The sequence below is a fragment of the Clostridium sp. JS66 genome (assembly GCF_033561535.1).
Lineage (GTDB): Bacteria > Bacillota > Clostridia > Clostridiales > Clostridiaceae > Clostridium_AM > Clostridium_AM carboxidivorans.
The window spans coordinates 5,944,192-5,969,128 of record NZ_CP131467.1 but is presented as its reverse complement, the minus strand read 5'-3'; the positions used below and the strand labels follow the sequence as shown (position 1 = coordinate 5,969,128).

Sequence of the window (24,937 nt, the reverse complement as noted above, 5' to 3'; positions counted from 1 at the left end):
ATTATGGTAAAATATAGTTAAACAATATACGATAAATAAGTATGAAAATGATTATTTATTAATAAACCATGGGGGACTATTCTATGAAATGTACTTTGAAGGATAGAATTAACTTAATTGAGCAGCTTAATCCAAGTAATAAAACTGCAGTTGCTATATGCAGTTTTCCAGATTTAATTGTTTTAGAAACAAATCAGAATTATTTAAATTTCTTGAATAATTCACATAATAAAATTGATAATATTATAGGCAGAAAGCTTGAAAGTATAGCAGAGTGTTATAAGGAAAGCACTTTAGAAAAGGCTTTTAAAAATGTTATTAAAAATGGTAAACCATATTATGTTAATGAATTTAATTTTAAAGAAGAAGTTTATTGGGATTTATCTATAGTTCCGGTATATACTAATGAAAAAATAGAGTATATAATTCAAGCTTATGTGGATGTAACAGAAAGAGTTTTGAACAGGAATATTATAGAAAATCAAGAAAGGATTATTAAAGAACAAAAACAAGAATTAGAAAGTATTGTTGAAAATATGTTTGATGGGGTGCATATTTTTGATAGAAATTATAACTGCTCTATATTAAATAATAGTGGAAAGAAAATATTCTATAATGAAGATTTAATAAAAAACAGTGAGAATGCACTAAAGTGCACAAATTATTATGATTGTGAAGGTAATTTAATTGAAGAGGAAGACTTACCTAGCAGGAAAGCTATAAAAGGAGAACGACTTAAAGGGTACAGATTAATGTGCAAAAAACCAGATGGAGTTTATTATTACGATATAAATTCAAGTCCTATTTATGATAAAGATGGTAACATTATAAAAGCTATTTTTTGTTCACATGATATAACGGAACAGGTAAAAAAAGATGAATTGATAAGGTATCAGAAAGAAAAACTAGAAGGTATTATTGAAAATATATCTGATGCTTTAGTAATTTTTGATGTAAATGGTGATTTTACAATAGTTAATAAAGCAGCTAGAGATTATTTGTTTTATAGTAAGGTACTGAATAATGTAAAAGAAGTTTGTGAACAAGTTGAATGTACTGATACAGATGGAAACTTGATTTCGAGTGAAAACTTACCTGCTGAAAGGGTATTAAAAGGGGAAAAGCTATCCGCATATAAAATTTTTATGAAAATTAATAACAAAAGAGTCAATATTGAATTAAATGGGACTCCAGTATACAATGAACAGGGTGATTTTGTTGCAGGTATATTGTGTTTTCGCGACATTACTGAAAAGGTAAAAAGTGAAGAAGATTTATTAATAAAAACTCAATATGGCTTGTTAAATAGAATGGTGGAAAATTTAGATTTGCCTGTTATAACTTTGTCTTATCCAGATTTAAAAATTACGCATATTAATCAAAAGGCTTATAAGTTTATTAGTGGTTTAAAGCCTGGTATAAAGTCGATATCTTCACTTAAAGGGAAAAATTATTTTGACATTATAACTAATTTTAATAAGTATATGCTGCTTAAGCATATTAAAGATATAGTGAATAAGAAAGAAACTTCTTATTTAAAATATATAAGGTTGGTAGTAGATGGGGAAGAAGTGTTTGTAAAAAAACTATATCAACCGGTTTTGGGACTTAATGGTGAACTAGCACAAGTAGTTGTAATTTTTATGGATGTGACTCAAGAGATAGAGGCTAAGCTTAAAATGGAAAGAACCCTCAAAATGCATGAACAATTTTTAACTAACATATCTCATGAACTTAAAACACCATTAAATGTAATATTTAGTTCTGCTCAACTACTAGAGTTATATTTGAAAAACAAGTCTGTAGCAGAGAATAAAGAAAAAATCATTAAAGATACTTATTTTATAAGACAGAACTGCTATAGGCTTATAAAGCTTATAGGAAATATAATAGATTTGTCAAAGATTGAATCTGGTTTTTTTAAACTAAATTTATCTAATGAAAATATAGTAAGTGTAGTTGAAGATATCGTTCAATCAGTATCAGAATATGTTGAGAGCAAAGAGTTAAGTATTATTTTTGATACAGATGTGGAAGAAAAAATTATTGCTTGTGATCCTGATAAAATTGAGAGAGTTATACTTAATCTTATCTCTAATGCAATTAAATTTTCTGATCCAGGAGATGAAATCTATGTAAATATTGCTGATAAAAATGAAGCTGTTGAAATATCGGTAAAAGATAATGGTATAGGAATTGACAAAAATCATTTAAATGCTATTTTTGAAAGATTTAATCAAGTAGACAAGTCTTTTACTCGTAATGCGGAGGGAAGCGGAATTGGATTATGTTTAGTAAAATCAATAGTTGAATTACATGGTGGAAAAATAAGTGCTGAAAGTAAACTAGGTGAGGGAAGTACATTTAAAATAGAGCTTCCATTAAAGATAATAGAAAATAAAAAAAGTACTGCGGAAAACAAATGTAATAGTAAAATTGAAATGATAAATATTGAATTTTCTGATATATATTCAATGTGATTTTAGAAATATTATCATTATTCTATTGACAATTAGGTTTTTATATTTTATCATATAAAATAAGTTTAAAAAGTAAAAATATTATAAATACAAAGAAAAGGATTAGTAAAAGTGTCAATCTTTTTGAAGAGAGGGAATGGTTGGTGAAAAATTCCTAGAAGATCATTTTGAACCTACCTTGGAGTTCTGTACTGAAGTAATAGTAGGATACAGCGGGTAATAACCGTTAATAATTAAGAGTGAATATGTTTTATAGAAATGTATTAAACAGGGTGGTACCGCCGATATAGTCTTGGTCCCTTATTGGGATTAAGGCTTTTTTTAGTTTAAAAAATCTATAAACGTTCTTCATATTTTTAGAAAGTAAAAAATAATATATAATGCATTATTTTTATTTTAGTTGTCAAGGATGTTAAAGTAAGAAATTAATAGTTATTGAATAAACTTATCATAATTATAGGAGGGTATTAAAATGGAAAAAGATAAGAAATTAGTAGAACAAATTACACCAATGGATGAAGATTTTGCACAATGGTATACAGATATAATAAAAAAAGCAGAACTTGCTGATTACTCAAGTGTTAGAGGTTGTATGATTATACGTCCTTATGCTTACGCAATGTGGGAAAATATTCAAGGTGATTTAGATAGAAGATTTAAAGAAACAGGACATGAAAATGTATATATGCCTATGTTTATACCAGAAGGGCTACTTCAAAAGGAAAAAGACCATGTTGAAGGTTTTGCACCAGAAGTTGCATGGGTAACTCAAGGGGGAAATGAAGAATTAACTGAAAGATTATGCGTACGTCCTACATCAGAAACATTATTCTGTGAGCACTATGCTAAAACAGTTCAATCATATAATGATTTACCAAAACTATACAACCAATGGTGTTCAGTTGTAAGATGGGAAAAAACTACACGTCCTTTCCTTAGAACTACAGAATTCTTATGGAATGAAGGTCATACTGTACATGCAACTCAAGAAGAGTCAGAAGAAGAAACAATTAGAATGCTAAATGTGTATGCAGATCATGTTGAACAAATGCTTGCAATTCCTGTTATAAGAGGTGAAAAAACTGAAAAAGAAAGATTTGCAGGTGCAATTGGAACTTATACTATAGAAGCTTTAATGCATGATGGAAAAGCACTTCAAGCAGCTACTTCTCATAATTTTGGAACTAACTTTGCTGAAGCTTTTAACATGCAATATACAGATAAGAATGGTAAATTACAATATGTTCATCAGACATCATGGGGAATAACTACACGTTTAATAGGTGCAATAATAATGGTTCATGGAGATGACAGTGGTCTTAAACTTCCACCAAGAATAGCACCAATTCAGGTTATTATAGTTCCTATAGCTCAACATAAGGAAGGCGTTTTAGAAAAAGCAGCTGAGTTAAAGGCAAGAATATCTAAGATAGCTAGAGTAAAAGTAGATGATAGTGACAAAATGCCAGGTTGGAAATTTGCTGAATATGAAATGAAAGGTGTTCCAATCCGTTTAGAAGTAGGACCTAAGGATATTGAAAAGAATCAAGTTGTACTTGTAAGAAGAGATAATGGAGAAAAGATAACAGTTTCAATGGATGAAATAGAAACAAAAATACCAGCACTTTTAGATGATATACACAATGCTATGTTTGAAGCTGCTAAAAAAGTTAGAGAACAAAAAACTAGTTCAGCAGTAAATATGGAACAATTTAAAGATATAGTTGAAAATAAAACAGGTTTTGTTAAAGCTATGTGGTGTGGAGATAGAGCTTGTGAAGATAAGATTAAGGAAGAGACTGGTGCAACATCTAGATGTATTCCATTTAAGCAAGAAAAGGTATCAGATACTTGTGTATGCTGTGGTAAAAAGACTGATAAAATGCTTTACTGGGGAAGAGCATACTAAAGATAATTTAAGTATTATAAAATAAAATGTATATTAAAAAGTCTACTGCAAAATATTAAACAGTAGGCTTTTTAAATGCAGAATTTAAAGTTAATCAAGTAATTATTTTTCAACTTGGACCTTTGAATGTTTAAAAAGCTTTTATATAATGTAAAGTATTATTATAATTTAAATATAGGGTATGTAAAAAATGTATTTTGAATACCTAATAAAAGTCAAGGGGAGAATTTTATGTTTAAAAGTGTAGTATTGGAAAAGGCTGAAAAGTTAAAAGATAAACTTATAACAATTAGAAGAGACATACATGCTCATCCTGAAATAGGTATGCACGAAAATAGAACAGCTAAGGTAATAGTAGATAAGTTAAAAGAATATGGAATAGAAGTTCAGGAACATGTAGGTGGTACAGGAGTTGTTGGAATATTGAGAGGCAAGGAGCCAGGAAAAACTGTACTTTTAAGGGCAGACATGGATTGTCTTAGATTAAGAGAGGAAAATGATATAAAGTATAAGTCACAGTACCCTGAATTTATGCATGCTTGTGGACATGATGCGCATATATCTTGGCTTATTGGGGCAGCTTCTATTTTATCAGAGCTTACAGATGAATTTAGTGGAAATGTTAAGTTCTTGTTTCAACCAGCAGAAGAAGGTGCTGGTGGAGCGGAAAAAACTATACATAGTGGAGTTTTAGAAAATCCAAAGGTAGATGTGGTAGTAGGTGCTCATGTATGGCCAGGAATAGCAGCAGGAAAAATAGGTATAAAACCAGGACCTCTTATGGCAGCTTCAGATAATTTTAAGATAGTAATACATGGAAAAGGTGGCCATGGAGGTCAGCCGCAAAAATGCATAGATCCTATAGCTGTAGCATGTGAAATATACATGGCACTGCAAACTGTAATAAGTAGAAAAGTAGATCCGTTGGAGCCAGCTGTTATAAGTATTGGAAAGTTTAATGCTGGTTCGGCTCATAACATAATACCAGATAAGGCGGAATTAGAAGGAACAATAAGAACGTTAACCTATGAAGTGAGAGAAAAAATGCCAGCAATGATAGAATCTATTATAAAAGGGATAAGCGAAGCTAATGGAGCAGAATATGAATTCAAGTTTACTCCTTATCATGCGCCCGTTGTAAATGACTATGAAATTACTACTATGTTAGGAAAAGCTGCTAGTAGAGTAATAGAAACCAAAAATGTAATAATAGTAGATAAACCAACTATGATAGGTGAAGACTTTTCCAGCTTTGAAGAAAAGGTTCCTGGAACATTTTTTTGGGTGGGAAATCTTAATAAAGAAAAAGGGATTACAGAGCCACTTCATAGTCCAGAATTTAATGTAGATGAGGATATAATATACAAAGCTGCTGCCATATTTGCACAATTTGCACTTATATATTTAAATGAGTAAAATTAAATAATTGTTTATAAATACTATAGATAAAATGCATTTATTGATATAATATATAGTGTAAAGTTAAAATGATTGTATAGTGGAGGCTAGATATGTTTAATAATAAAAAGTTCGATGGCAATAAGTTAAAGTATGGTATTTATTATGCCATTGTTGTAGCTATTGTGATCTTTATTTTAAATGATTACGTAGTGAATTTGAAAACACAGCATATTCAATATAGTGAATTTATAAATTATATAAATTCAAACAAAATTGAAGAAGTGCAAATTTCAAAAGATAAATTAATAATTATACCTAAGGTTAAAAGTGGAGAAAGCAAAAAAACATTATATACAGAAAGATTAGATGATAATGATTTAGTAAAAAGACTAGATAATGCAAAAATTACATATGGTGGATTACCTCAAGAAAACAGTCCTATAAGGAGTTTCTTTATAAATTGGATACTGCCGATTGCAATTTTTATATTTTTAGGAAGACTTTTATTTGGAAAACTAGATAAGAAAATGGGAAGCGGTGTTATGTCCTTTGGAAAGAACACGGCTAAAATATATGCAGAAAGTGAAACAGGTGTAAATTTTAGTGATGTGGCTGGTCAGGAAGAAGCTAAAGAATCTTTAATAGAAATAGTTGATTTCTTGCATAATCCTAAAAAGTATACGGATATAGGAGCAAAGTTGCCTAAAGGAGCTCTTTTGGTAGGGCCTCCAGGAACAGGTAAAACACTATTAGCTAAAGCAGTAGCAGGAGAAGCTAAGGTACCCTTCTTCTCAATATCAGGTTCAGCTTTTGTAGAAATGTTTGTAGGCATGGGTGCTTCAAGAGTAAGGGATTTATTTGAACAAGCACAGCAAAAGGCACCATGTATAGTGTTTATAGATGAAATTGATGCTATAGGTAAGAGCAGAGACAATAATGTTAGTGGAAACGATGAAAGAGAGCAAACACTAAATCAATTATTAGCAGAAATGGATGGCTTTGATTCTTCTAAAGGAGTAGTAATTTTAGCAGCAACTAATAGACCTGAAATATTAGATAAGGCTCTTTTAAGACCAGGAAGATTTGATAGAAGGGTCATAGTAGATAGACCGGATCTAAAAGGAAGAGAAGAAATATTAAAAGTACATGCTAAAGGAGTTAAAATAGCTAATGAATCTGATTTGAATTCTGTTGCAAAGGGTACTCCAGGTGCAGTAGGAGCAGATTTAGCTAATATAATAAATGAAGCAGCGCTTAGAGCAGTTAAAAATAATAGAAAAGAAGTAATTCAAGAAGATTTAGAAGAGGCAATAGAAGTAATCATTGCAGGTAAAGAAAAGAAAGATAGAATATTATCAGACAAGGAAAAAAGATCAGTTGCTTTTCATGAAGTTGGTCATGCACTTGTAGCTGCTTTATTAAAAAATACTGATCCAGTACACAAAATAACTATTGTACCAAGAACTATGGGAGCTTTAGGATATACTATGCAGCTACCGGAAGGTGAAAAGTATCTTACAACTAAGGAAGAAATGATGGATCAAATATGTGTAATGTTAGGTGGAAGAGCTGCAGAGGAAATAGAGTTTAATACTATATCTACAGGTGCAGCTAATGATATTGAAAGAGCAACTTCATCTGCAAGAAGCATGGTAACTATGTATGGAATGAGTGAAAGATTTGACATGATGGGACTTGAATCTATTCAAAATAGATACTTAGATGGAAGACCTGTGCAAAACTGCAGTGCTGAAACAGCATCAATAATTGATGAAGAGACTTTAAAAATAATAAGGGCAGGTCATGAAAAATCTAAAAAGATACTTGCAGATAATAGAGAATTGCTTACTAAAATATCAAATAGACTTATGGAAAAAGAAACTCTTATGGGTGATGAGTTTATGGCTATAGTGGAAGAAGAAAAAAATTTAAATGAATCATCATTAGATTAGAATTGGTGGAGAATATTATGGAAAACAATGAACTTGAAAAAGAATTAAAAAAGGAAATAGAATTAAATTTAGAAAAAGAAAAGTTAGAAGAGACTCTTGAGGAAATAAAAAGTGAGACTTTAAATTTTACACAAAAGAGAAAATATATCTCAGACTATATAGTTAGCTTCAGAAAAAAGAAACTTGAAGAATATAAAGATGATGAAGATGAAATAGTAAAGTATTTTGATCATGAAATATTTGTAAAAGAAGAAGCGTTTAAATTTATAGATAGAAAACTCAGAGAGCTTAATATTCTTAGTGTTTCTCCTTATTTTGGAAAGATAATTTTTGAAGATGAATATGGTACTGAAACTGTATACATTGGAAGATTTGGTATGGATAAAGATGAAGATTATGAACCAATTATTGTGGATTGGAGGTCTCCTGTAAGTGCTTTGTTTTATGCAGGAACTTTAGGGGAGGCAGTTTACAAGGCACCAATGGGTGAAATAAAAACTAATATTTTATCTAAGAGACAGTTTATAATAAAAAAGGCTAAACTATTAGGATTATTTGATTCTAGTATTGATGTTAAAGATGAAGTACTTCAAATGGTATTAAGCAAAAATGCTGGTGAAAAGTTAAAAGATATAGTAATGACTATACAGAAGGAACAAGATGAAATAATAAGGCAGTCTAGAAAAGGGACTGTAATAGTTGATGGAGTAGCTGGTAGTGGTAAAACTACTATAGCACTTCATAGAGTTGCATATCTTTTATATAATTATAGAAGTGCATTAGAAGATAAAGTTTTAATACTTGGTCCCAATAGCATATTTATGGACTATATTTCTACAGTTCTGCCAAGTTTGGGTGAGGTTGGAGTAAAACAGTTTACCTTTAAAGAATTTGCAATGGAGCTTTTAGATTTAAATTGCATAATGGATTTTAAAGAATATATGGAAAAAATATTGCAAGAAGATAAAAGTTTTATTGAAGATGTAAAATATAAAGGGTCTGTAAAATACATTGAAGAACTTGATAATTTGATTAAAAAGTTAGATTATCAATATTTTAAAATAAATGAAGTTAAATTTTATGATAAGGTTATAGCAAATAAAGAAGAAATTGAAGAAATGTTTAGTGTCTATTTTAAAGATATGCCTCTATTTAGAAGAAGCAAAAAAATAAAAAGAATATTAATATCTAAAATTAAGGATGAAAGAAACGATTTAGTTAGAAAAGTAGAAAAAGAGTATAAGGAATCAATTGAAAAATTATCTAAAGATGAATTGGCAACTGATCAGAATAACTTAAGCTTCATAAGAAAAAATAAAATAAGAGATATTATAAGACATGTAATAGAAATAAAAAATGAAATGAAGTGGATGAAGGCCCCAGATACTATTGAAATTTATAACGAATTTAACAATAATGAACAGCTTATTTATGATGATTTAGCACCTATATTGTATTTAAAAATCAAGCTTGAAGGTTTAAAATATAAAAAAGAAGTAAAGCATATTGTTATAGATGAAGCACAGGATTATTCAATGCTGCAATTTGAAGTATTAAAGCACCTTACAGAATGTAAATCATTTACTATAGTTGGTGATAGCAATCAAAGAATAGTTCCTGTAGAAGGGGATATTGCTATGCTTCAAATGGATAAAGTATTTAGTGATTTGGATATTTATAATTTCAATTTAAATAAAAGCTATAGGTCCACAAGAGAAATCATGAGTTTTGCAAATAGGTATTTAAAAAGCAATAAAACTATTCCTTTAGTGAGGAACGGTGAGAAAGTTCTGGAAAAACAGGTAAATAACATAAATAATTTAGTAGACAAAATAGTAGAAAGTGTTGTAAAATTAAAGGAGAAAGAATATGAAAGTATAGCAGTTGTTTGCAAAGATTCGGGTACGGTAGAAACTTTGGGGAGACTCATAAAAGAAAGAATCCATATTTCCATATTAAATGAAGAAAATAGGATTTACTCTGGAGGAGAAGTAATACTACCATCTTATTTTGCTAAAGGTTTGGAATTTGATGCTGTTATATTAATAGATGATGAAAAACTTAATAATAAAGAGGACAAATTAAAATATGTAATGGCCACAAGAGCCTTACATGAATTATATGTATATAGAACTTCCTCGATAAAATAAAAAAGCTTTCAATATTTATTGAAAGCTTTTTTACAATATAAAAAGATATAAGAAAGGAAATGATCATCTAATGAATAAAAGTTTGGAATTGATAACAAAAGCTGAAGAAAAGCATAATTTAAGCAAAAGTGAAATAGTGAGCTTACTTAAGGATAATGATTGTAACGAACAACTTTTCAGCGCAGCAGATAGAGTTAGAAAAAAATATGTTGGAGATGAAGTTCATTTAAGAGGTCTTATAGAATTTTCTAATATATGCAAAAGAAACTGTTTATATTGCGGTCTCAGAAGTTCTAATAAAAATATAAAAAGATATAGATTGAATGCGGATGAAATAATAGGTTTAGCTAAGAAGGCTACAGACTATGGTTATAAAACTATAGTGATGCAGTCAGGTGAAGATGAATATTATACAGTGGAAAGATTAAAGTATATAATATCCAATATAAAAAAATTAGATGTAGCTATTACTTTAAGTATAGGCGAGAAAACTATGGAAGAATATAAAGTCTATAAAGAAGCTGGAGCAGATAGATACTTAATAAGAATAGAAACTACTGATAAAAAATTATATGAGGATATGGACCCTGGTATGAGCCATGAAGAAAGAAAAAGGTGTTTAAAAGATCTGAAAAGTTTAGGGTATGAAGTAGGAACAGGATGCCTTATAGGTCTTCCAGGTCAAACTATAGAATCTTTAGCAGATGATATTTTATTTTTTAAAGAAATAGGAGCAGACATGCTGGGAATAGGTCCATTTATTCCTAATGAAGATACGCCTTTAGCTAAAGAGAAGGGTGGAGAGTTAGAGCTTACATTAAAAGTTATGGCAATCATCAGGCTTCTTATGCCAGATACTAATATACCTGCAACTACTGCTATGGAGACAGTAAATAAAAATGGAAGAATTATAGCACTTCAAAGTGGAGCAAATGTAGTTATGCCAAATGTGACAGAAGGTGAATATAGAAGATTGTATGCGCTATATCCTGGAAAGATATGCGTAGGTGATACTCCAGCTCATTGTAGAGGATGTATTACTGGAAGAATAGAAGCAATAGGAAGGACTATCTCAAAGTCAAAAGGCTTTAGGGTTAAAAGAACATTTTAGTAAAATGAATAATAAAATGATTTAAGAAATTAAATATAGAATAGTAATCTTGTACGTTAGGAAAGAAAATTTGTTGATAAAAAGTAAATGAGTAAGAGAATGATTAAAAGAAGTAGTGGTGTTTTAATGCATATTACATCTTTGCCAGGATCATATGGAATTGGAACTTTTGGAAAAGAAGCCTACAAATTTGTGGATTTTTTAGAAAAGTCATCACAAAGTTATTGGCAGGTTTTGCCTTTGGGCATTACTGGAGAAGGTGATTCGCCTTATCAATCATTTTCAGCATTTGCAGGTAATCCTTATTTTATAGACTTGGATTTTCTTACCGAACAAGGATTGCTTAGAAGAGAAGATTATGAAAATGCGGACTTTGGCAGCAATTATACAAAAGTGGATTATGAAAAGATATTTAATAATAAAATGCCTATTTTGAGACTTGCTTTTGAAAGAAGTAAAGGAATATATGAAAGTGAAATAAGTAGGTTCAGACAGGATAATAAATTTTGGGTAGAAGATTACTCGCTATATATGGCTATCAAGTACAAATTTGGATTGAGCTCCTGGCAGAGTTGGGATAGATCTATAAAAGTAAGGAACAAAGAAACAATAGATAATTACAAAGAAGAATTAAAAGAGGAAATAGACTATTGGATATTTTTACAATACTTATTCTTTACCCAATGGTTCAATTTGAAAAAGTATGCCAATGATAAAGAAATTAAAATTATTGGAGATATACCTATTTATGTGGCAGAAGATAGTGCGGATACATGGGCAAATAGTGAGATTTTTGTGCTTGATTAAGATAAAAGACCTATAGTAGTTTCTGGATGTCCTCCTGATGCCTTTTCTACTACGGGTCAGTTGTGGGGAAATCTTATATATAATTGGATTAATTTGGAAAAGATTAATTATAAATGGTGGGTGGAAAGAATTAAATTGAATAGCATTCTATATGATGTAACAAGGGTAGATCATTTTAGAGGATTTGAATCCTTCTGGGAAGTACCTTATGGAGAAAAGACAGCGGTAAATGGTAAATGGGTGAAGGGATCTGGAATAAAACTGTTTGATACAGTGAAGAAAGCTTTAGGAGAAGTAGATATTATAGCGGAAGATTTAGGATATATAACACAGGAGGTTATAGATTTTAGAAATGCCTCAGGATTTCCTGGTATGAAAGTATTGGAGTTTGCTTTTGATACTAGGGAACAAAGTAACTATTTACCGCATAATTATGACAAGAACTGTATAGTTTATACTGGAACTCATGATAATGAAACTGTAATGGGATGGATGGAAAATACCAAAAAAGAAGATGTGGATTTTGCTAAGAAATATTTTAAATTAGATGAGGAAGAAGGATACAATTGGGGATTTATAAGAGGTGCATTAAGCTCTGTAGCCAATTTAGCCATAGCTCAGTTTCAGGATTATTTGGGGCTTGGAAATGAAGCTAGAATGAATATTCCATCAACTATAGGTGGAAATTGGCAGTGGAGAGTGGAGGAAGAAATGTTAACTGATAAATTAGCTGAAAAGATAAATAATATAACAAGATTATATGGAAGGTAGCTTGTAAAAACAATTAGCAACAAAAACTATTAAATAGTTAACAAATAGTACCTTATTAATGTTAAAATTTCAATTATTTATACTTAAAAAGGATTGTATTATTAATATAATATTGGTATAATATTTAACAAAGTTTGTTATAAACTTGTTTTGATTGTTATAATTATGGGATAATTTTATTTTTAAATTAAAGGACAACTAATTCATTCATATCTTAAACTTTTTAATAGGAGATTAAGTATATGAAAGAATTTAGTATCAATACGGAAGTTTATTTTGGAGAAGGCTCTTTAGACAGATTAAGTGAAATTAAAAATAAAAGAGTACTGATTGTATGTGATAAGTTTATGGAAACTTCAGGTATGACTGCAAAAGTGCAAGGAAAACTTGTTGATTGTGAAGTAGCAGTATATAGTGATATAGTACCTGATCCATCTGTAGAAATCATTGCAAGTGGTATTCAAAAGCTACAAGGTTGTAATGCTGAAATTATTATAGCTCTTGGCGGAGGTTCATCAATTGATGGAGCTAAGGCAATAAGAGAATATGCAAAAAAAGTTACTGGAGGAGTTTCTTCTATAAAAGAATTTTATGCTATACCTACTACAAGTGGTACAGGCTCGGAAGTAACAGAATATGCAGTAATTACAAATAAACAAGAACAATTAAAATATGCACTTGCGGATAAATCTCTTCTTCCAACAGTTGCTATTCTTGATCCGGAATTGGTGAAGTCTGTTCCTAAGGCTATAACTGCTGATACAGGAATGGATGTAATAACACATGCCATAGAGGCTTACGTTTCAAAGAATGCTACTGATTTTTCTGATGCCCTTGCAGAGAAAGCCTTTACTTTAGCTTTTAGATTTTTACCACAAGCTTATGCTGATGGAAATGATTTAATGGCAAGAGAAAAGCTTCATAATGCATCATGTCTTGCTGGAATAGCTTTTAATGCTGCTGGACTTGGAATTACTCACAGCTTAGCTCATGCTGTGGGAGGAAAATTACATGTTTCTCATGGTAGAAGCAATGCTATTATACTTCCTCATGTTATTGAATATAATGCTAATTTAAATAAGGGTACTTTCAATGTTGAATATGGGATAGCAGCTAAGAAATATCAAAGGCTTGCTAAATTATTAAAGTTGCATGCACCGAATGTAAGTATTGGAGTTAACAATCTAATTAAAAGTGTTGGAGAGCTTCAAAAGACATTAATGGTTCCAACAACTTTAAAGGAACAGGGCGTTGATATGGAATTAGCTAAGTCATATAGAGAAGAAATTGTTAGTGCAGCTTTTAAGGATATATGTACAACAGCAAACCCTAGGGAAGTAACAAGTGAAGACTTGTTAAATGTTTTAGATAAGGTTTTTGGTTAAAATATTGTATTTTAAACCACTCTTTTATGAGTGGTTTTTTGTGGTACAAAAAAATGTTGAGAAAATGTTTGAAATAAAATGTATTTTTTATTATAATTTAAATTACAATAAAAATTTTAAAAAAAGGAGAACAATTATGGCTGGGGAACTATATTCTATAGGGAAAGTTGAAGAAATTTGTAAAATAACCAAAAAGGCACTAAGATATTACGATACAATGAATATATTATCACCAGATAAAGTAAGTAATGAAAATGGCTATAGATATTACAGCAAGGAAAATTTATTGACTGTACCTGTTATAAGATATTATAAGCAGAGCGGGTTTAAATTGGAGGAAATGAAGGCTTTTTTAGAAGGGACAACCTATGATTTCGTCGACAAAAGCTTCAGGAAAAAGATTGACGAATTAGAAGAACTTGATAAAGAGATAAACTTAAAAATAAGATCAGTGAAAGATTGGCGTGATCTTATAGTTGAGGCACAGATGGTACTTGAAAATAATGTTTGCGATGTGGCTATAAAGTATATAGATAACAAAAAATTAGTATTTTTAGATCAAGATTTTCAATATGATTATATGGATTCTATAATTAATATAGAGTTTAATAATTATATAGATAGTATAAATAATGCAATAACAGGACCTGTGATCATAAGTTTTCCATCATATAAGGACAAAATGAATGGAAAATGCAATAAGATGAGAATAATGCAGCAGAATATTTTAAAATGTAAAGAGGAAGAAACCATTGAGTATGGTGGTTGGATGGTAGCTTGTTGCTATCATATAGGGGCTCATCAGGACATTGATGAAACATATAAAAAGATAGAAAAGTGGACTGAAGAACATGGTTATAAATGCTCTGAGGAATGTTATGAAAGATATGTAACAGATTATTGGACTACTAAAAATACTAGTAAATATGTAACAGAGATTATGATTAAAATTAAAAGATAGAAGGCATAAGCGGTAAATAATCATCTTAAATGATTGCTTACCGCTTATGTTTTTTTATGGAGTATAGTAAAAACATTAACCGTAGGGGAAAGTATATTTATGAAATCTGCTTAGTATTGTGAAAAATATACCAATATTATATCCTATAAATTTCATAGAATGGATGATAATGGGGTTGAAATCGATTAAAAAATTCAAATATAACACTAAATATAGCGGTAAATGTAGAATTTTAGATTTTGTTAGAATATTCTTGTGAAATATGTATTGACTTTGCCCTATAGGGAAAGGAATATAATTTACTTACATAAAAAAATAATCAAAAGATATGAATGAAGAGTTGTTTAATAATTTAAAAACTTGAAATATCCCGAATTATGACAATCATAAAACATTCCCATTACAAGGTTCTATTTTAAAGAACACAGTATAAAAAATATCAATTGAATAGATGAAAGGGGTTCTATTTATGGACAAAGTTTCAAAGGCTATGACCTCAGAAACGATTATTGCAAAAAATAAGTTAAAAGCTAATTTTCTTAAAAAAGGTATTTCAATAGCTCTTTTTTCAGGTCTTATGTACGGATTTTATTCAGCGTTTTTAACCATGGGAATGAAGAAAGGAATATGGGCTGATTGGTATGGTGACAATAGAGCAGGTTTATCCGCAATCGTTATAACATACGTATTAGCTGCACTTGGTAGTGCGGTAAACGATACCTGCAGTGCTCTTTGGGCAGTAGGGTATGCAACTTTAAAGGGCAAACTTGGAGACTTCTTTAGATGTCTTAAGACTAAGCCAGGTGCTGTGATGATATTAGCAGCTCTTATAGGCGGGCCTATCTCAAGTACAGCTTATGTAGTAGCCTTACAAATGGCAGGCTCCATTGTTATTCCGATTACAGCACTTTGTCCAGCAATTGGTGCTATTCTAGGAAGAATATTATTTAAGCAAAAGTTAAACAAACGTATGCTTGTTGGTATTGGCATTTGTGTTTTATCTAGCTTTATGATTGGTAGCACTAGTATTGGAGGCGATGCTCCAAAGGGAATGTTCCTAGGACTTTGTATTGCTTTTATAGCAGCTCTTGGATGGGGATTTGAAGGCTGTGTAGCTGGATATGGTACATCAATGATTGATTCAGAAATTGGTATTACAATTCGTCAAGCAATATCTGGACTTTCAAATTTATTAATATTAGTACCTTTCTTTGGTTTGGTATTTGGTAATGGAATTAAATTCTCAACAGACTTAACTATTCAGGCTTTTACAAGTGGGCCTGCAATGATATGGTTTGCATTAAGTGGTCTTTGTGCTTTTGTTTCTTATATGAGCTGGTACAACGGCAACAGTATGTGTGGTGCTGCTCTTGGTATGGCATGTAATGGTACATATTCCTTTTGGGGACCATTTTGCTGCTGGATAGTTCTTGGAGTAATGGGTGGTATGCAAGGATGGACTTTACCTCCAATAGTCTGGATTGGAGCTGTAATAATGATGTTTGGTATCCTCATAATAGCTATGAATCCAATGGATTTATTTAGCAAAAAGGAGGCAGCATAAAATGATATCTCTTGATTTTGCGGTATTAAAATACTTTACAAAAGTTAAAGAGGCTTGTGCTCAGGATATCACAAATGCTTTAAAAGATGAGTATGACAGTTTTAAGGACTTAAATAAGGGATCAGTAATGATGACTTTAATTACAGCAGAGGCATTTGGTGCTATTGAGAAAACAAAATTTCAGTTAGATGAAAACGGTGAAATAAATGTTTATTATCGGGCACAAGAAGATGATGCTGCAAATTTAATATATAAAAGTAACTAATATATAAAAAAGATTAATTGAAAGGAGTTTTAATTTTATGAAAGAAGTTTCAAAAGCAGCAATAATTGCAAAGAACAAATTAACGAGTAATTTCTTCAAGAAAGGTATATCACTGGCTTTATTTTCAGGACTTACCTATGGAATGTATACAGCATTCTTAACCATGGGAATGACAAAAGGAGTATGGGGAGATTGGTATGGGGCTAATACAGCAGGATTATCAGCATTTGTATTAGCATACTTAGTTGCAGCACTTGGTAATGCAATAAATGACTCAATTAGTGCTGTATGGGCAATTTTGTATTCAGTAATTAAAGGTAAATTTGGAGACTTTATAAGATGTATTAAAACAAAACCAGGGCGTGTCATGATATTAGCAGCTCTAATTGGAGGACCTGTAGCTGGTACAGCTTATGTTATAGCTCTTCAAATGGCTGGCTCAATAGTTGTTCCAATATCAGCACTATGTCCTGCTATTGCAGCAATACTTGGTAAAGTATTATTTAAACAGAAATTAGATAAACGTATGGCTTTTGGTATTTTAATATGTGTATTTGCTAGTTTCGTGATTGGAAGTACAAGCTTTGCGAATGGTGCTGCTTCAACAAAAACTTTTGTTGGATTCTTTATAGCTATTATAGCAGCTCTTGGATGGGGTTTTGAAGGTTGTGTAGCTGGATATGGTACAGCAATGATTGATTATGAAATTGGTATTGCTATTCGTCAAGTAACATCAGGTATAGCAAATTTATTTATTGTAGTTCCAGTTCTAGGAATAATGTCTGGTAAAGCTGGTATTTCTTTTAATCTTGCAGCACAAGCATTTACAAGTGGTCCAGCAATGGGATGGTTTATATTAAGTGGTCTTTTATCAGTTATTACTTTTATGACATGGTATGCTGGAAACAGTATGTGTGGAGCAGGACTTGGTACTGCATGTAATGGTACATATTCCTTCTTTGGACCATTATTCTGCCTACTATTATTAGGAGTTTATGGAGGCAAGGATGGATGGGCATTACCTTCAGTTGCTTGGATTGGAGCTGTAATAATGATGTTTGGTATCCTTACAATATCTATGAATCCACTGGATTTATTTAGAAGAAAAAATGATATGGGAGGTTTTACAGATGAAGCCGCTTAATTATGCTATTTTGAAACATTTTACTAAGGTTGAGGAAGCTTCTGCTGATAATGTTATAGAAGCATTAAAAGGACAATATGGAAGCTTTAGAGCTCTAAAAAAGAAGGCTGTAACTAATGCGATAATGACAGCTGAAGCAAATGGTCTTATTGAAGAAACAAGATTTGAATTAGACGAAGCTGGAGAATTAGTTGTTTATTATCATGCTCATGAAGATGGGGCTGCAACAATAAATAAATATATTAAAGATTAATAAAAGTTAGTTTAGTTGTTTAAATAATTAAAAACATATGTATCGCAAAATAGGGAGGAGAAGATGTAATGAGATATTACGGAGAAGAAGCATTGGGTCTTATTGAAACATTAGGGATGGTTCCTGCAATTGAGGCTGCAGACAAAATGTTAAAGGCAGCTAATGTTGAACTAATATCATATGAAAACGTTGGTTCTACGCTTGTTACAATTATGGTAAAGGGTGATGTTGCTGCTGTTAAGGCTGCTGTAGAAGCAGGAGCTGCTGCAGCTTCAGTAATAGGAAAGCTCACAGCACAAAATGTTATGCCAAGACCAATTAAGGATATTGGAGACATTGTTTCAATATATGATATTGATCTATAAAAATAAATTGGGAGAGAGGAACTATATATGAGCAGATACAAAGCTTTAGGTTTAATAGAAACATTTGGTATAGTCTATGTTTTGGAGGCAGCAGATGCAATGTGCAAAGCTGCAGATGTTGAATTAATTGGTTTTGAAAATGTAGCTTCTGGCTATATTTCAGTGTTAGTTCGTGGAGACGTAGGAGCATGCAAAGCAGCTGTAGAAACTGGTGTAAAAGCCGTTGAAGATATGGGTTCTGAAGTTTACAGCTCAGTTGTTATTGCAAGTCCTCATGAGGATCTTGACAAAATAATAAAACGCTATTCACTTGAAACTTTGAATCCTTAATATAAAACTGAAAAGGGAGAGAGAAAAATGAGAATTATTGATAATGATTTGCTCTCCATGCAAGAAGCGAGAATTCTTGTTGAAAATGCTCGTGAAGCACAAAAAAAGTTAGCAACTTTCTCACAGGAAAAGCTTGATGAGATAGTTGAACGTATGGCTGAAGAGATTGAAAAACATTCAAAGGAACTTGCTAAGATGTCTAATGAAGAAACTGAATATGGAAAGTGGGAAGATAAATATATCAAAAACCGCTTTGTATGCAGATATCTGAAAAATAGACTTAGAGGCATGAAGTGTGTAGGTATAATTAGTGAAGATAAGGTAGGAAAGACAACGGAAGTTGGAGTGCCAATGGGTGTCATTATAGCCTTTTGTCCATCAACTAGTCCTGTTTCTACAACTATATATAAAGCGTTAATTGCAATTAAATCAGGAAACGCAATTATATTTTCACCTCATCATAGAGCTAAAAATACAATTGGTAAAACAATTGACATTTTAATTAGAGCTGCAGAGGGAGTAGGGCTTCCAGAAGGCGCTCTTGCATATTTACACACGGTAACTCCAAGTGGTTCATTAGAGCTTATGAATCATAAAGATACTTCTCTTATAATGAATACGGGAGTTCCGGAAATGCTTGATGCAGCTTATAAATCTGGCAAACCAGTAATTTATGGTGGCAATGGAAACGGTCCAGCCTTTATAGAGCGTACAGCAGATATAGAGAGAGCCGTTAAAGATATTATTGACAGCAAAAATTTTGATTATGGAGTTGTATCCAGTGCAGAGCAATCAATTGTCGTTGATAGTTGTGTTGCAGCTGAAGTAAAAGAAGAACTTCAAAGAAATGGTGCATACTTTATGACAGAAGAGGAAGGCGAAAAATTGGCAGCTACCTTCTTAGAGACGAATGGAAGCATAAATGTGGATATAATAGGTAAACCACCACAATATCTTGCAAAAAATGCTGGGTTCACTGTTCCGGAGGATACAAAGCTTCTTATCTCTAAGCAAAAGTTTGTTTCGCCAAAAAATTCTTATTCAAAGCAGAAGCTATGTCCTGTGTTGGCCTTTTATATAGAAGACGACTGGATGCATGCTTGTGAAAAATGTATAGAATTATTGCTTAGTGAAAGACAGGGACATACCCTTATTATACATTCCAAGGATGAAGAAGTTATTCGACAATTTGCACTAAAAAAACCTGTTGGTAGGGTGCTTGTTAACACTCCAGGTACTTTTGGAAGCATGGGAGCAACTACAAATCTATTTCCATCAATGACATTAGGTAGTGGTTCTGCAGGGGATGGAATGACTTCAGATAACGTTTCACCTATGAACTTAATATATGTACGTAAAGTTGGATATGGAGTTCGCAGAGTAGATGAAATTATTAAAACAGTAGACATTGAAGAAGAAAAAGTAAATTCAAAAGAAATAGACAACATTAAGCTATTAGAGAGTATTTTGAAGAAAGTTATGAAGGACTTAAAATAAAAATCATATTTAAAATATGAAATATCTTAAAGAATGTGAGGTAATAAATTTGGATATTCGTGAATTTTCAAGCAAATTTATGGAAGCCACTAAAAACATGACTGAAGAAGAACGTGCAAGTTTAATGAAGATGTTTTCAAGTGTTTCTAAAGAAATAACAAAAGAAGAACCAGCTCATACATGTGTTACAGGTGATAATAATGGTCAAATTCCAGATGGAATAACAGAGCGTTTAGTTAAGTTAAAGGAAACTTACTTAAAACACGTTCCAAGTATAACAACTCACCGTGCAAGAGCTATTACTAAAATAGCTAAAGAAAACCCTGGTATTCCTAAATCAGTTTTACGTGGTAAATGTTTTAAACACTGTTGTGAAACTGCACCGCTAGTAATCCAAGATAACGAACTTATTGTTGGAGCACCAAATGGACAGCCTCGTGCAGGTGCATTTTCTCCTGATATAGCATGGAGATGGATGGTGGATGAAATTGATACAATAGGAACTCGTCCACAAGATCCATTCTATATATCTGAAGAAGACAAGAAGGTTATGCGTGAAGAGTTATTCCCATATTGGCAAGGTAAATCAGTTGATGAATACTGTGAAGATCAGTATCGTGAAGCTGGAGTATGGGAACTTTCAGGAGAATCCTTTGTTTCAGATTGTTCATATCATGCAGTAAATGGTGGAGGAGACTCTAACCCAGGATATGATGTTATCTTAATGAAAAAAGGTATGCTTGACATAAAGAGAGAAGCAGAAGAGAAATTAGCTGAGCTTAATTATGAAAATCCAGAAGATATAGATAAAATCTATTTTTATAAATCATTAGTTGATACTGCTGAAGGTGTTATGATATATGCTAAACGTATGTCAGACTATGCAGCTGAACTTGCTGCAAAGGAAACTAACCCTAAGCGTAAAGCAGAACTTCAAAAGATTTCTGAAGTAAATGCTAGAGTTCCAGCACATAAACCAAGTACTTACTGGGAAGCAATTCAATCAGTTTGGACTATAGAATCATTACTTGTAGTTGAAGAAAATCAAACAGGTATGTCAATAGGGCGTGTTGACCAATACATGTATTCATTCTATAAAGCTGACATTGAAGCTGGACGTATGACTGATTTTGAAGCATTTGAACTATCAGGTTGTATGCTTATAAAAATGTCTGAAATGATGTGGATAACAAGTGAAGGTGGTTCTAAATTCTTTGCAGGTTATCAGCCATTTGTTAACATGTGTTTGGGTGGCGTTACTAGAGAAGGACGTGATGCTACAAACGACTTAACTTATCTCTTAATGGATGCAGTTCGTCATGTTAAAATATATCAACCATCTTTAGCATGTCGTATACACAAAGCATCACCACAGAAATACCTTAAGAAAATAGTAGATGTTATCCGTGCAGGTATGGGATTCCCAGCATGTCACTTTGATGATGTTCATATAAAAATAATGTTAGCTAAAGGTGTTTCTATAGAAGATGCAAGAGATTACTGCTTAATGGGATGCGTTGAACCTCAGAAGGCAGGAAGATTATATCAATGGACTTCTACAGGATATACTCAATGGCCTATATGTATAGAACTTGTTCTTAACCATGGTGTACCACTATGGTATGGTAAGCAGGTGTGCCCAAATTTAGGAGACTTAGGAAGCTTTAAAACTTATGAACAGTTTGAAGCTGCTGTTAAAGAGCAAATTAAATACATCACTAAATGGACAAGTGTTGCTACAGTAATTTCTCAACGTGTTCACAAAGACCTTGCACCAAAGCCACTTATGTCTATGATGTATGAAGGCTGTATGGAAAAAGGTAGAGGAGTAGAAGCAGGCGGAGCTATGTATAACTTCGGACCTGGAGTAGTATGGAGTGGTCTTGCTACTTATACAGATTCTATGGCAGCTATAAAGAAATTAGTATTCGATGAGAAAAAATATACATTACAACAAATGAATGAAGCTTTAAAAGCAGATTTCGCTGGATATGAACAATTAAGAAAAGATTGTTTAGAAGCACCTAAGTATGGTAACGATGATGATTACGCAGATTTAATTGCTGCTGATTTAATCAACTTTACTGAGCAAGAGCATCGTAAATATAAGACATTATATTCAGTGCTTAGCCACGGTACTTTATCAATCTCAAACAACACTCCATTTGGACAACTTACTGGAGCTACTGCAAATGGACGTAGAGCATGGACTCCATTATCAGATGGTATAAGTCCAACTCAAGGAGCAGATTATAAAGGACCTACTTCTATAATTAAATCTGTTTCTAAGATGAGCTGTGAAGACATGAATATAGGTATGGTTCATAACTTTAAGTTAATAGCTGGTCTTCTTGATACACCAGAGGGTGAGCAAGGAATCATTACACTATTACGTAGTGCATGTGCTCTTCAACTTGGAGAAATGCAATTTAACTATCTAGATAACAAAACTTTACTTGACGCACAAAAACACCCAGAAGAGTATCGTGATTTAATAGTTCGTGTTGCTGGATATAGTGCATTCTTTGTTGAGTTATGTAAAGATGTTCAAGATGAAATCATAAGCAGAACTGTGCTTACACATTTTTAAGCGGATAAGCAGACATCCAAAATCTTTGATTTTGTGATGGTCGCTTACTCATTCTACTAAAAGGAGAAGGAGTTTCATCTAAATATATATTAAAAATCAATGTGGATAAAATTGGAGAATGAAAAGTATGAGTAATGGAAATTTAGGCATAATTGAACGAAAAGCGACGATTTTTAATATACAAAAATACAATATGTATGATGGAGATGGAGTAAGAACTCTAATATTCTTTCAGGGATGTCCTCTTAGATGTAAATGGTGTGCAAATCCTGAAGGCTTGATTAGAAAGAATAAAGTTATGTTTAAAAGTGATTTATGTGTTGACTGCGGGGCTTGTGTTTCCGTATGCCCCGTAGGCATACACACTATAAATAGCAAAACTTTAAAACATGAAGTTAATCGTGATATTGATTGTATTGGATGCGGTAAGTGTAAGGATGCCTGCCTTAAATCTGCTATATCAATAGTTGGAGAAGTAAAAACCATCTCTGAACTTTTAGAAATCGTAGAGGAAGATAGAACTTTTTATGAAGTTTCTGGCGGAGGAGTTACATTAGGTGGTGGTGAAGTTTTAATGCAGCCTGAAGCTGCAAGCAGTTTATTAATGGCATGTAAGCATACGGGTATAAACACTGCAATTGAAACTTGTGGTTACGCAAAACTGGAATCAGTACTTAAAGTTGCGGAGTTCACAGATTTATTCCTATTTGACATTAAGCATATTGATTCTGATAAACACTTTCAATGGACTGGGGTCAGAAACGAACAGATTTTAGAAAACCTTCAAGAATTACTTCGCCGTAAATATAATGTAAAAATTCGTATGCCATTACTTAAAGGCGTAAATGATCAAAAAGAAGATATTGAAAAAACAATGGAGCTTTTGAAGCCTTATAAAGATTACAGAAACTTTAAAGGAATTGATTTACTTCCATATCACAAAATGGGTGTAAATAAATACAAACAATTAGGAATAGAATATCCAATAAAAGATGATCCAAGTTTGACTAATGAAGATTTAAATAGAATAGAAGAATGGATTAAACAGTACGATTTATCTGCAAAAGTAATTCGTCATTAAGCAGAGAACCAAAATCTATGATTTTGTGTGAATCGCTTACTCATTCGACGAAGGAAAAGGAGTTTCATTAAATAATTTTCAAATAGATAATTAAGATGGAAGGTAAGATTTATGGGAGATTTTTCTGATAGGAATATACAGCGTATTATACAGGAATCTGTTCCAGGAAAACAGATTACTATAGCACATGTTATCGCATCACCTATGCATGATATATATGAACGTCTTGGAATTGATGAAAAAGGAGCAATAGGTATTTTAACTCTTTCACCTTATGAAACTGCTATTATTGCAGCAGACATTGCCACAAAGACTGCTGATGTGGAAATTGGATTTCTAGATCGTTTTACAGGGTCTGTGGTAATAAATGGTGATGTTCAAAGTGTTGAAACAGCACTTAATGCAGTAAATGATACGCTTAAAGATATGCTTGGATTTACTCCTGCTCCCATCACAAGAACATGAGAAAAAAACGGATAATGGTAATTGGTCCATCAAGATGTGGCAAAACTACTTTAGTTAACGCATTAAATGATTATGATGGTCAATTAAGGAGAACACCAGATTTGATTTATGGCAAAAATACCATTGATGTTCCAGGCGCCTATATAGAGAATGCGTGGATGTATAAACATATAATTGCAGCAGCTCAGGATGCAGCTTATGTGCTTATATTGGTTGATCAGTCTAATTGTACTGAAATATACTCCCCTGGATTTGCAAAATTATTTAGATGTCCAGTAATTGGAGTTATAACAAAATGTGATCTTATGCCTGAAAATGAAGAAAAGTGTGTAAGGCAGCTAAAGAATATAGGAATATTGGAGCCATATTTTCATATTAGTTTCAAAGTGGGAACAGGAATTGATGCCTTAAAGAAGTATTTATCCGATGAATACACACTCTAAGAATTCTGTTTAT

The 24,937-nt window shown here is 32.0% G+C and carries 19 protein-coding genes, 1 pseudogene and 1 other annotated feature; all 20 genes and pseudogenes read left to right on the top strand.

Annotated features, from left to right (window positions below):
- Positions 1-83 precede the first annotated feature (83 nt).
- The 20 genes and pseudogenes from Q6H37_RS27660 (at position 84) to Q6H37_RS27565 (ending at position 24,924) form a co-directional block, all read left to right on the top strand.
- Positions 84-2,480 carry a PAS domain-containing sensor histidine kinase gene (locus Q6H37_RS27660; RefSeq protein WP_318738143.1) on the top strand — a complete coding sequence of 799 codons (2,397 nt, stop codon included), beginning with the start codon at positions 84-86 and terminating at the stop codon, positions 2,478-2,480.
- Positions 2,481-2,563: 83 nt separating this feature from the next.
- Positions 2,564-2,784 (top strand) — a binding site (T-box leader).
- 168 nt (positions 2,785-2,952) lie between these two features.
- Positions 2,953-4,389, top strand: a complete 1,437-nt coding sequence (proS, locus tag Q6H37_RS27655) for a proline--tRNA ligase (protein ID WP_318738142.1) — start codon at positions 2,953-2,955, stop codon at positions 4,387-4,389.
- 231 nt (positions 4,390-4,620) lie between these two features.
- A complete protein-coding gene (locus Q6H37_RS27650) occupies positions 4,621-5,805 on the top strand; it encodes an amidohydrolase (RefSeq protein ID WP_318738141.1) in 1,185 nt (394 codons plus the stop codon).
- A 95-nt stretch (positions 5,806-5,900) separates the two neighbouring features.
- The gene (gene ftsH, locus Q6H37_RS27645; RefSeq protein WP_318738139.1) at positions 5,901-7,742 is read left to right on the top strand and encodes an ATP-dependent zinc metalloprotease FtsH; all 1,842 of its coding nucleotides are present in this window, start codon (positions 5,901-5,903) and stop codon (positions 7,740-7,742) included.
- 17 nt (positions 7,743-7,759) lie between these two features.
- Entirely contained in the window at positions 7,760-9,892 is a 2,133-nt protein-coding gene (locus Q6H37_RS27640; protein WP_318738136.1) for a HelD family protein, read from the top strand.
- A 70-nt stretch (positions 9,893-9,962) separates the two neighbouring features.
- Positions 9,963-11,003, top strand: coding sequence for a [FeFe] hydrogenase H-cluster radical SAM maturase HydE (hydE, locus tag Q6H37_RS27635; RefSeq protein WP_318738135.1), 1,041 nt, complete (start codon positions 9,963-9,965; stop codon positions 11,001-11,003).
- Between the two features lie 99 nt (positions 11,004-11,102).
- Positions 11,103-12,581 (top strand): annotated as a pseudogene (gene malQ, locus Q6H37_RS27630) (4-alpha-glucanotransferase).
- 242 nt (positions 12,582-12,823) lie between these two features.
- The gene (locus tag Q6H37_RS27625; protein WP_318738133.1) at positions 12,824-13,966 is read left to right on the top strand and encodes a 1-propanol dehydrogenase PduQ; all 1,143 of its coding nucleotides are present in this window, start codon (positions 12,824-12,826) and stop codon (positions 13,964-13,966) included.
- Between the two features lie 136 nt (positions 13,967-14,102).
- Positions 14,103-14,927 (top strand): MerR family transcriptional regulator, encoded by an 825-nt coding sequence (locus Q6H37_RS27620; protein ID WP_318738132.1) that lies wholly within the window; start codon positions 14,103-14,105, stop codon positions 14,925-14,927.
- A 469-nt stretch (positions 14,928-15,396) separates the two neighbouring features.
- Positions 15,397-16,491, top strand: coding sequence for a hypothetical protein (locus Q6H37_RS27615; protein WP_318738130.1), 1,095 nt, complete (start codon positions 15,397-15,399; stop codon positions 16,489-16,491).
- Between the two features lies 1 nt (position 16,492).
- Positions 16,493-16,756, top strand: coding sequence for a hypothetical protein (locus Q6H37_RS27610; protein ID WP_318738129.1), 264 nt, complete (start codon positions 16,493-16,495; stop codon positions 16,754-16,756).
- A gap of 37 nt (positions 16,757-16,793) precedes the next feature.
- The gene (locus tag Q6H37_RS27605) at positions 16,794-17,900 is read left to right on the top strand and encodes a hypothetical protein (RefSeq protein ID WP_318738127.1); all 1,107 of its coding nucleotides are present in this window, start codon (positions 16,794-16,796) and stop codon (positions 17,898-17,900) included.
- The gene (locus Q6H37_RS27600; protein ID WP_318738125.1) at positions 17,887-18,153 is read left to right on the top strand and encodes a hypothetical protein; all 267 of its coding nucleotides are present in this window, start codon (positions 17,887-17,889) and stop codon (positions 18,151-18,153) included. Before Q6H37_RS27605 ends, Q6H37_RS27600 begins: the two co-directional genes overlap by 14 nt.
- Before the next feature lie 68 nt (positions 18,154-18,221).
- Positions 18,222-18,518, top strand: a complete 297-nt coding sequence (locus Q6H37_RS27595; protein WP_007059296.1) for a BMC domain-containing protein — start codon at positions 18,222-18,224, stop codon at positions 18,516-18,518.
- Between the two features lie 27 nt (positions 18,519-18,545).
- Positions 18,546-18,848 carry a BMC domain-containing protein gene (locus Q6H37_RS27590; protein WP_007059297.1) on the top strand — a complete coding sequence of 101 codons (303 nt, stop codon included), beginning with the start codon at positions 18,546-18,548 and terminating at the stop codon, positions 18,846-18,848.
- Positions 18,849-18,875: 27 nt separating this feature from the next.
- Positions 18,876-20,345: an aldehyde dehydrogenase family protein gene (locus Q6H37_RS27585; RefSeq protein ID WP_318738123.1), complete on the top strand. Its 1,470-nt coding sequence runs from the start codon at positions 18,876-18,878 to the stop codon at positions 20,343-20,345.
- Positions 20,346-20,394: 49 nt separating this feature from the next.
- Positions 20,395-22,935 carry a choline trimethylamine-lyase gene (gene cutC, locus Q6H37_RS27580; RefSeq protein ID WP_318738122.1) on the top strand — a complete coding sequence of 847 codons (2,541 nt, stop codon included), beginning with the start codon at positions 20,395-20,397 and terminating at the stop codon, positions 22,933-22,935.
- Between the two features lie 127 nt (positions 22,936-23,062).
- Positions 23,063-24,016, top strand: a complete 954-nt coding sequence (gene cutD / locus Q6H37_RS27575) for a choline TMA-lyase-activating enzyme (protein WP_318738120.1) — start codon at positions 23,063-23,065, stop codon at positions 24,014-24,016.
- A 111-nt stretch (positions 24,017-24,127) separates the two neighbouring features.
- Positions 24,128-24,481 carry a BMC domain-containing protein gene (locus Q6H37_RS27570; RefSeq protein WP_007059301.1) on the top strand — a complete coding sequence of 118 codons (354 nt, stop codon included), beginning with the start codon at positions 24,128-24,130 and terminating at the stop codon, positions 24,479-24,481.
- Complete coding sequence (locus Q6H37_RS27565; protein WP_318738119.1) at positions 24,478-24,924, top strand: EutP/PduV family microcompartment system protein; 447 nt, start codon at positions 24,478-24,480, stop codon at positions 24,922-24,924. Before Q6H37_RS27570 ends, Q6H37_RS27565 begins: the two co-directional genes overlap by 4 nt.
- Positions 24,925-24,937 lie beyond the last annotated feature (13 nt).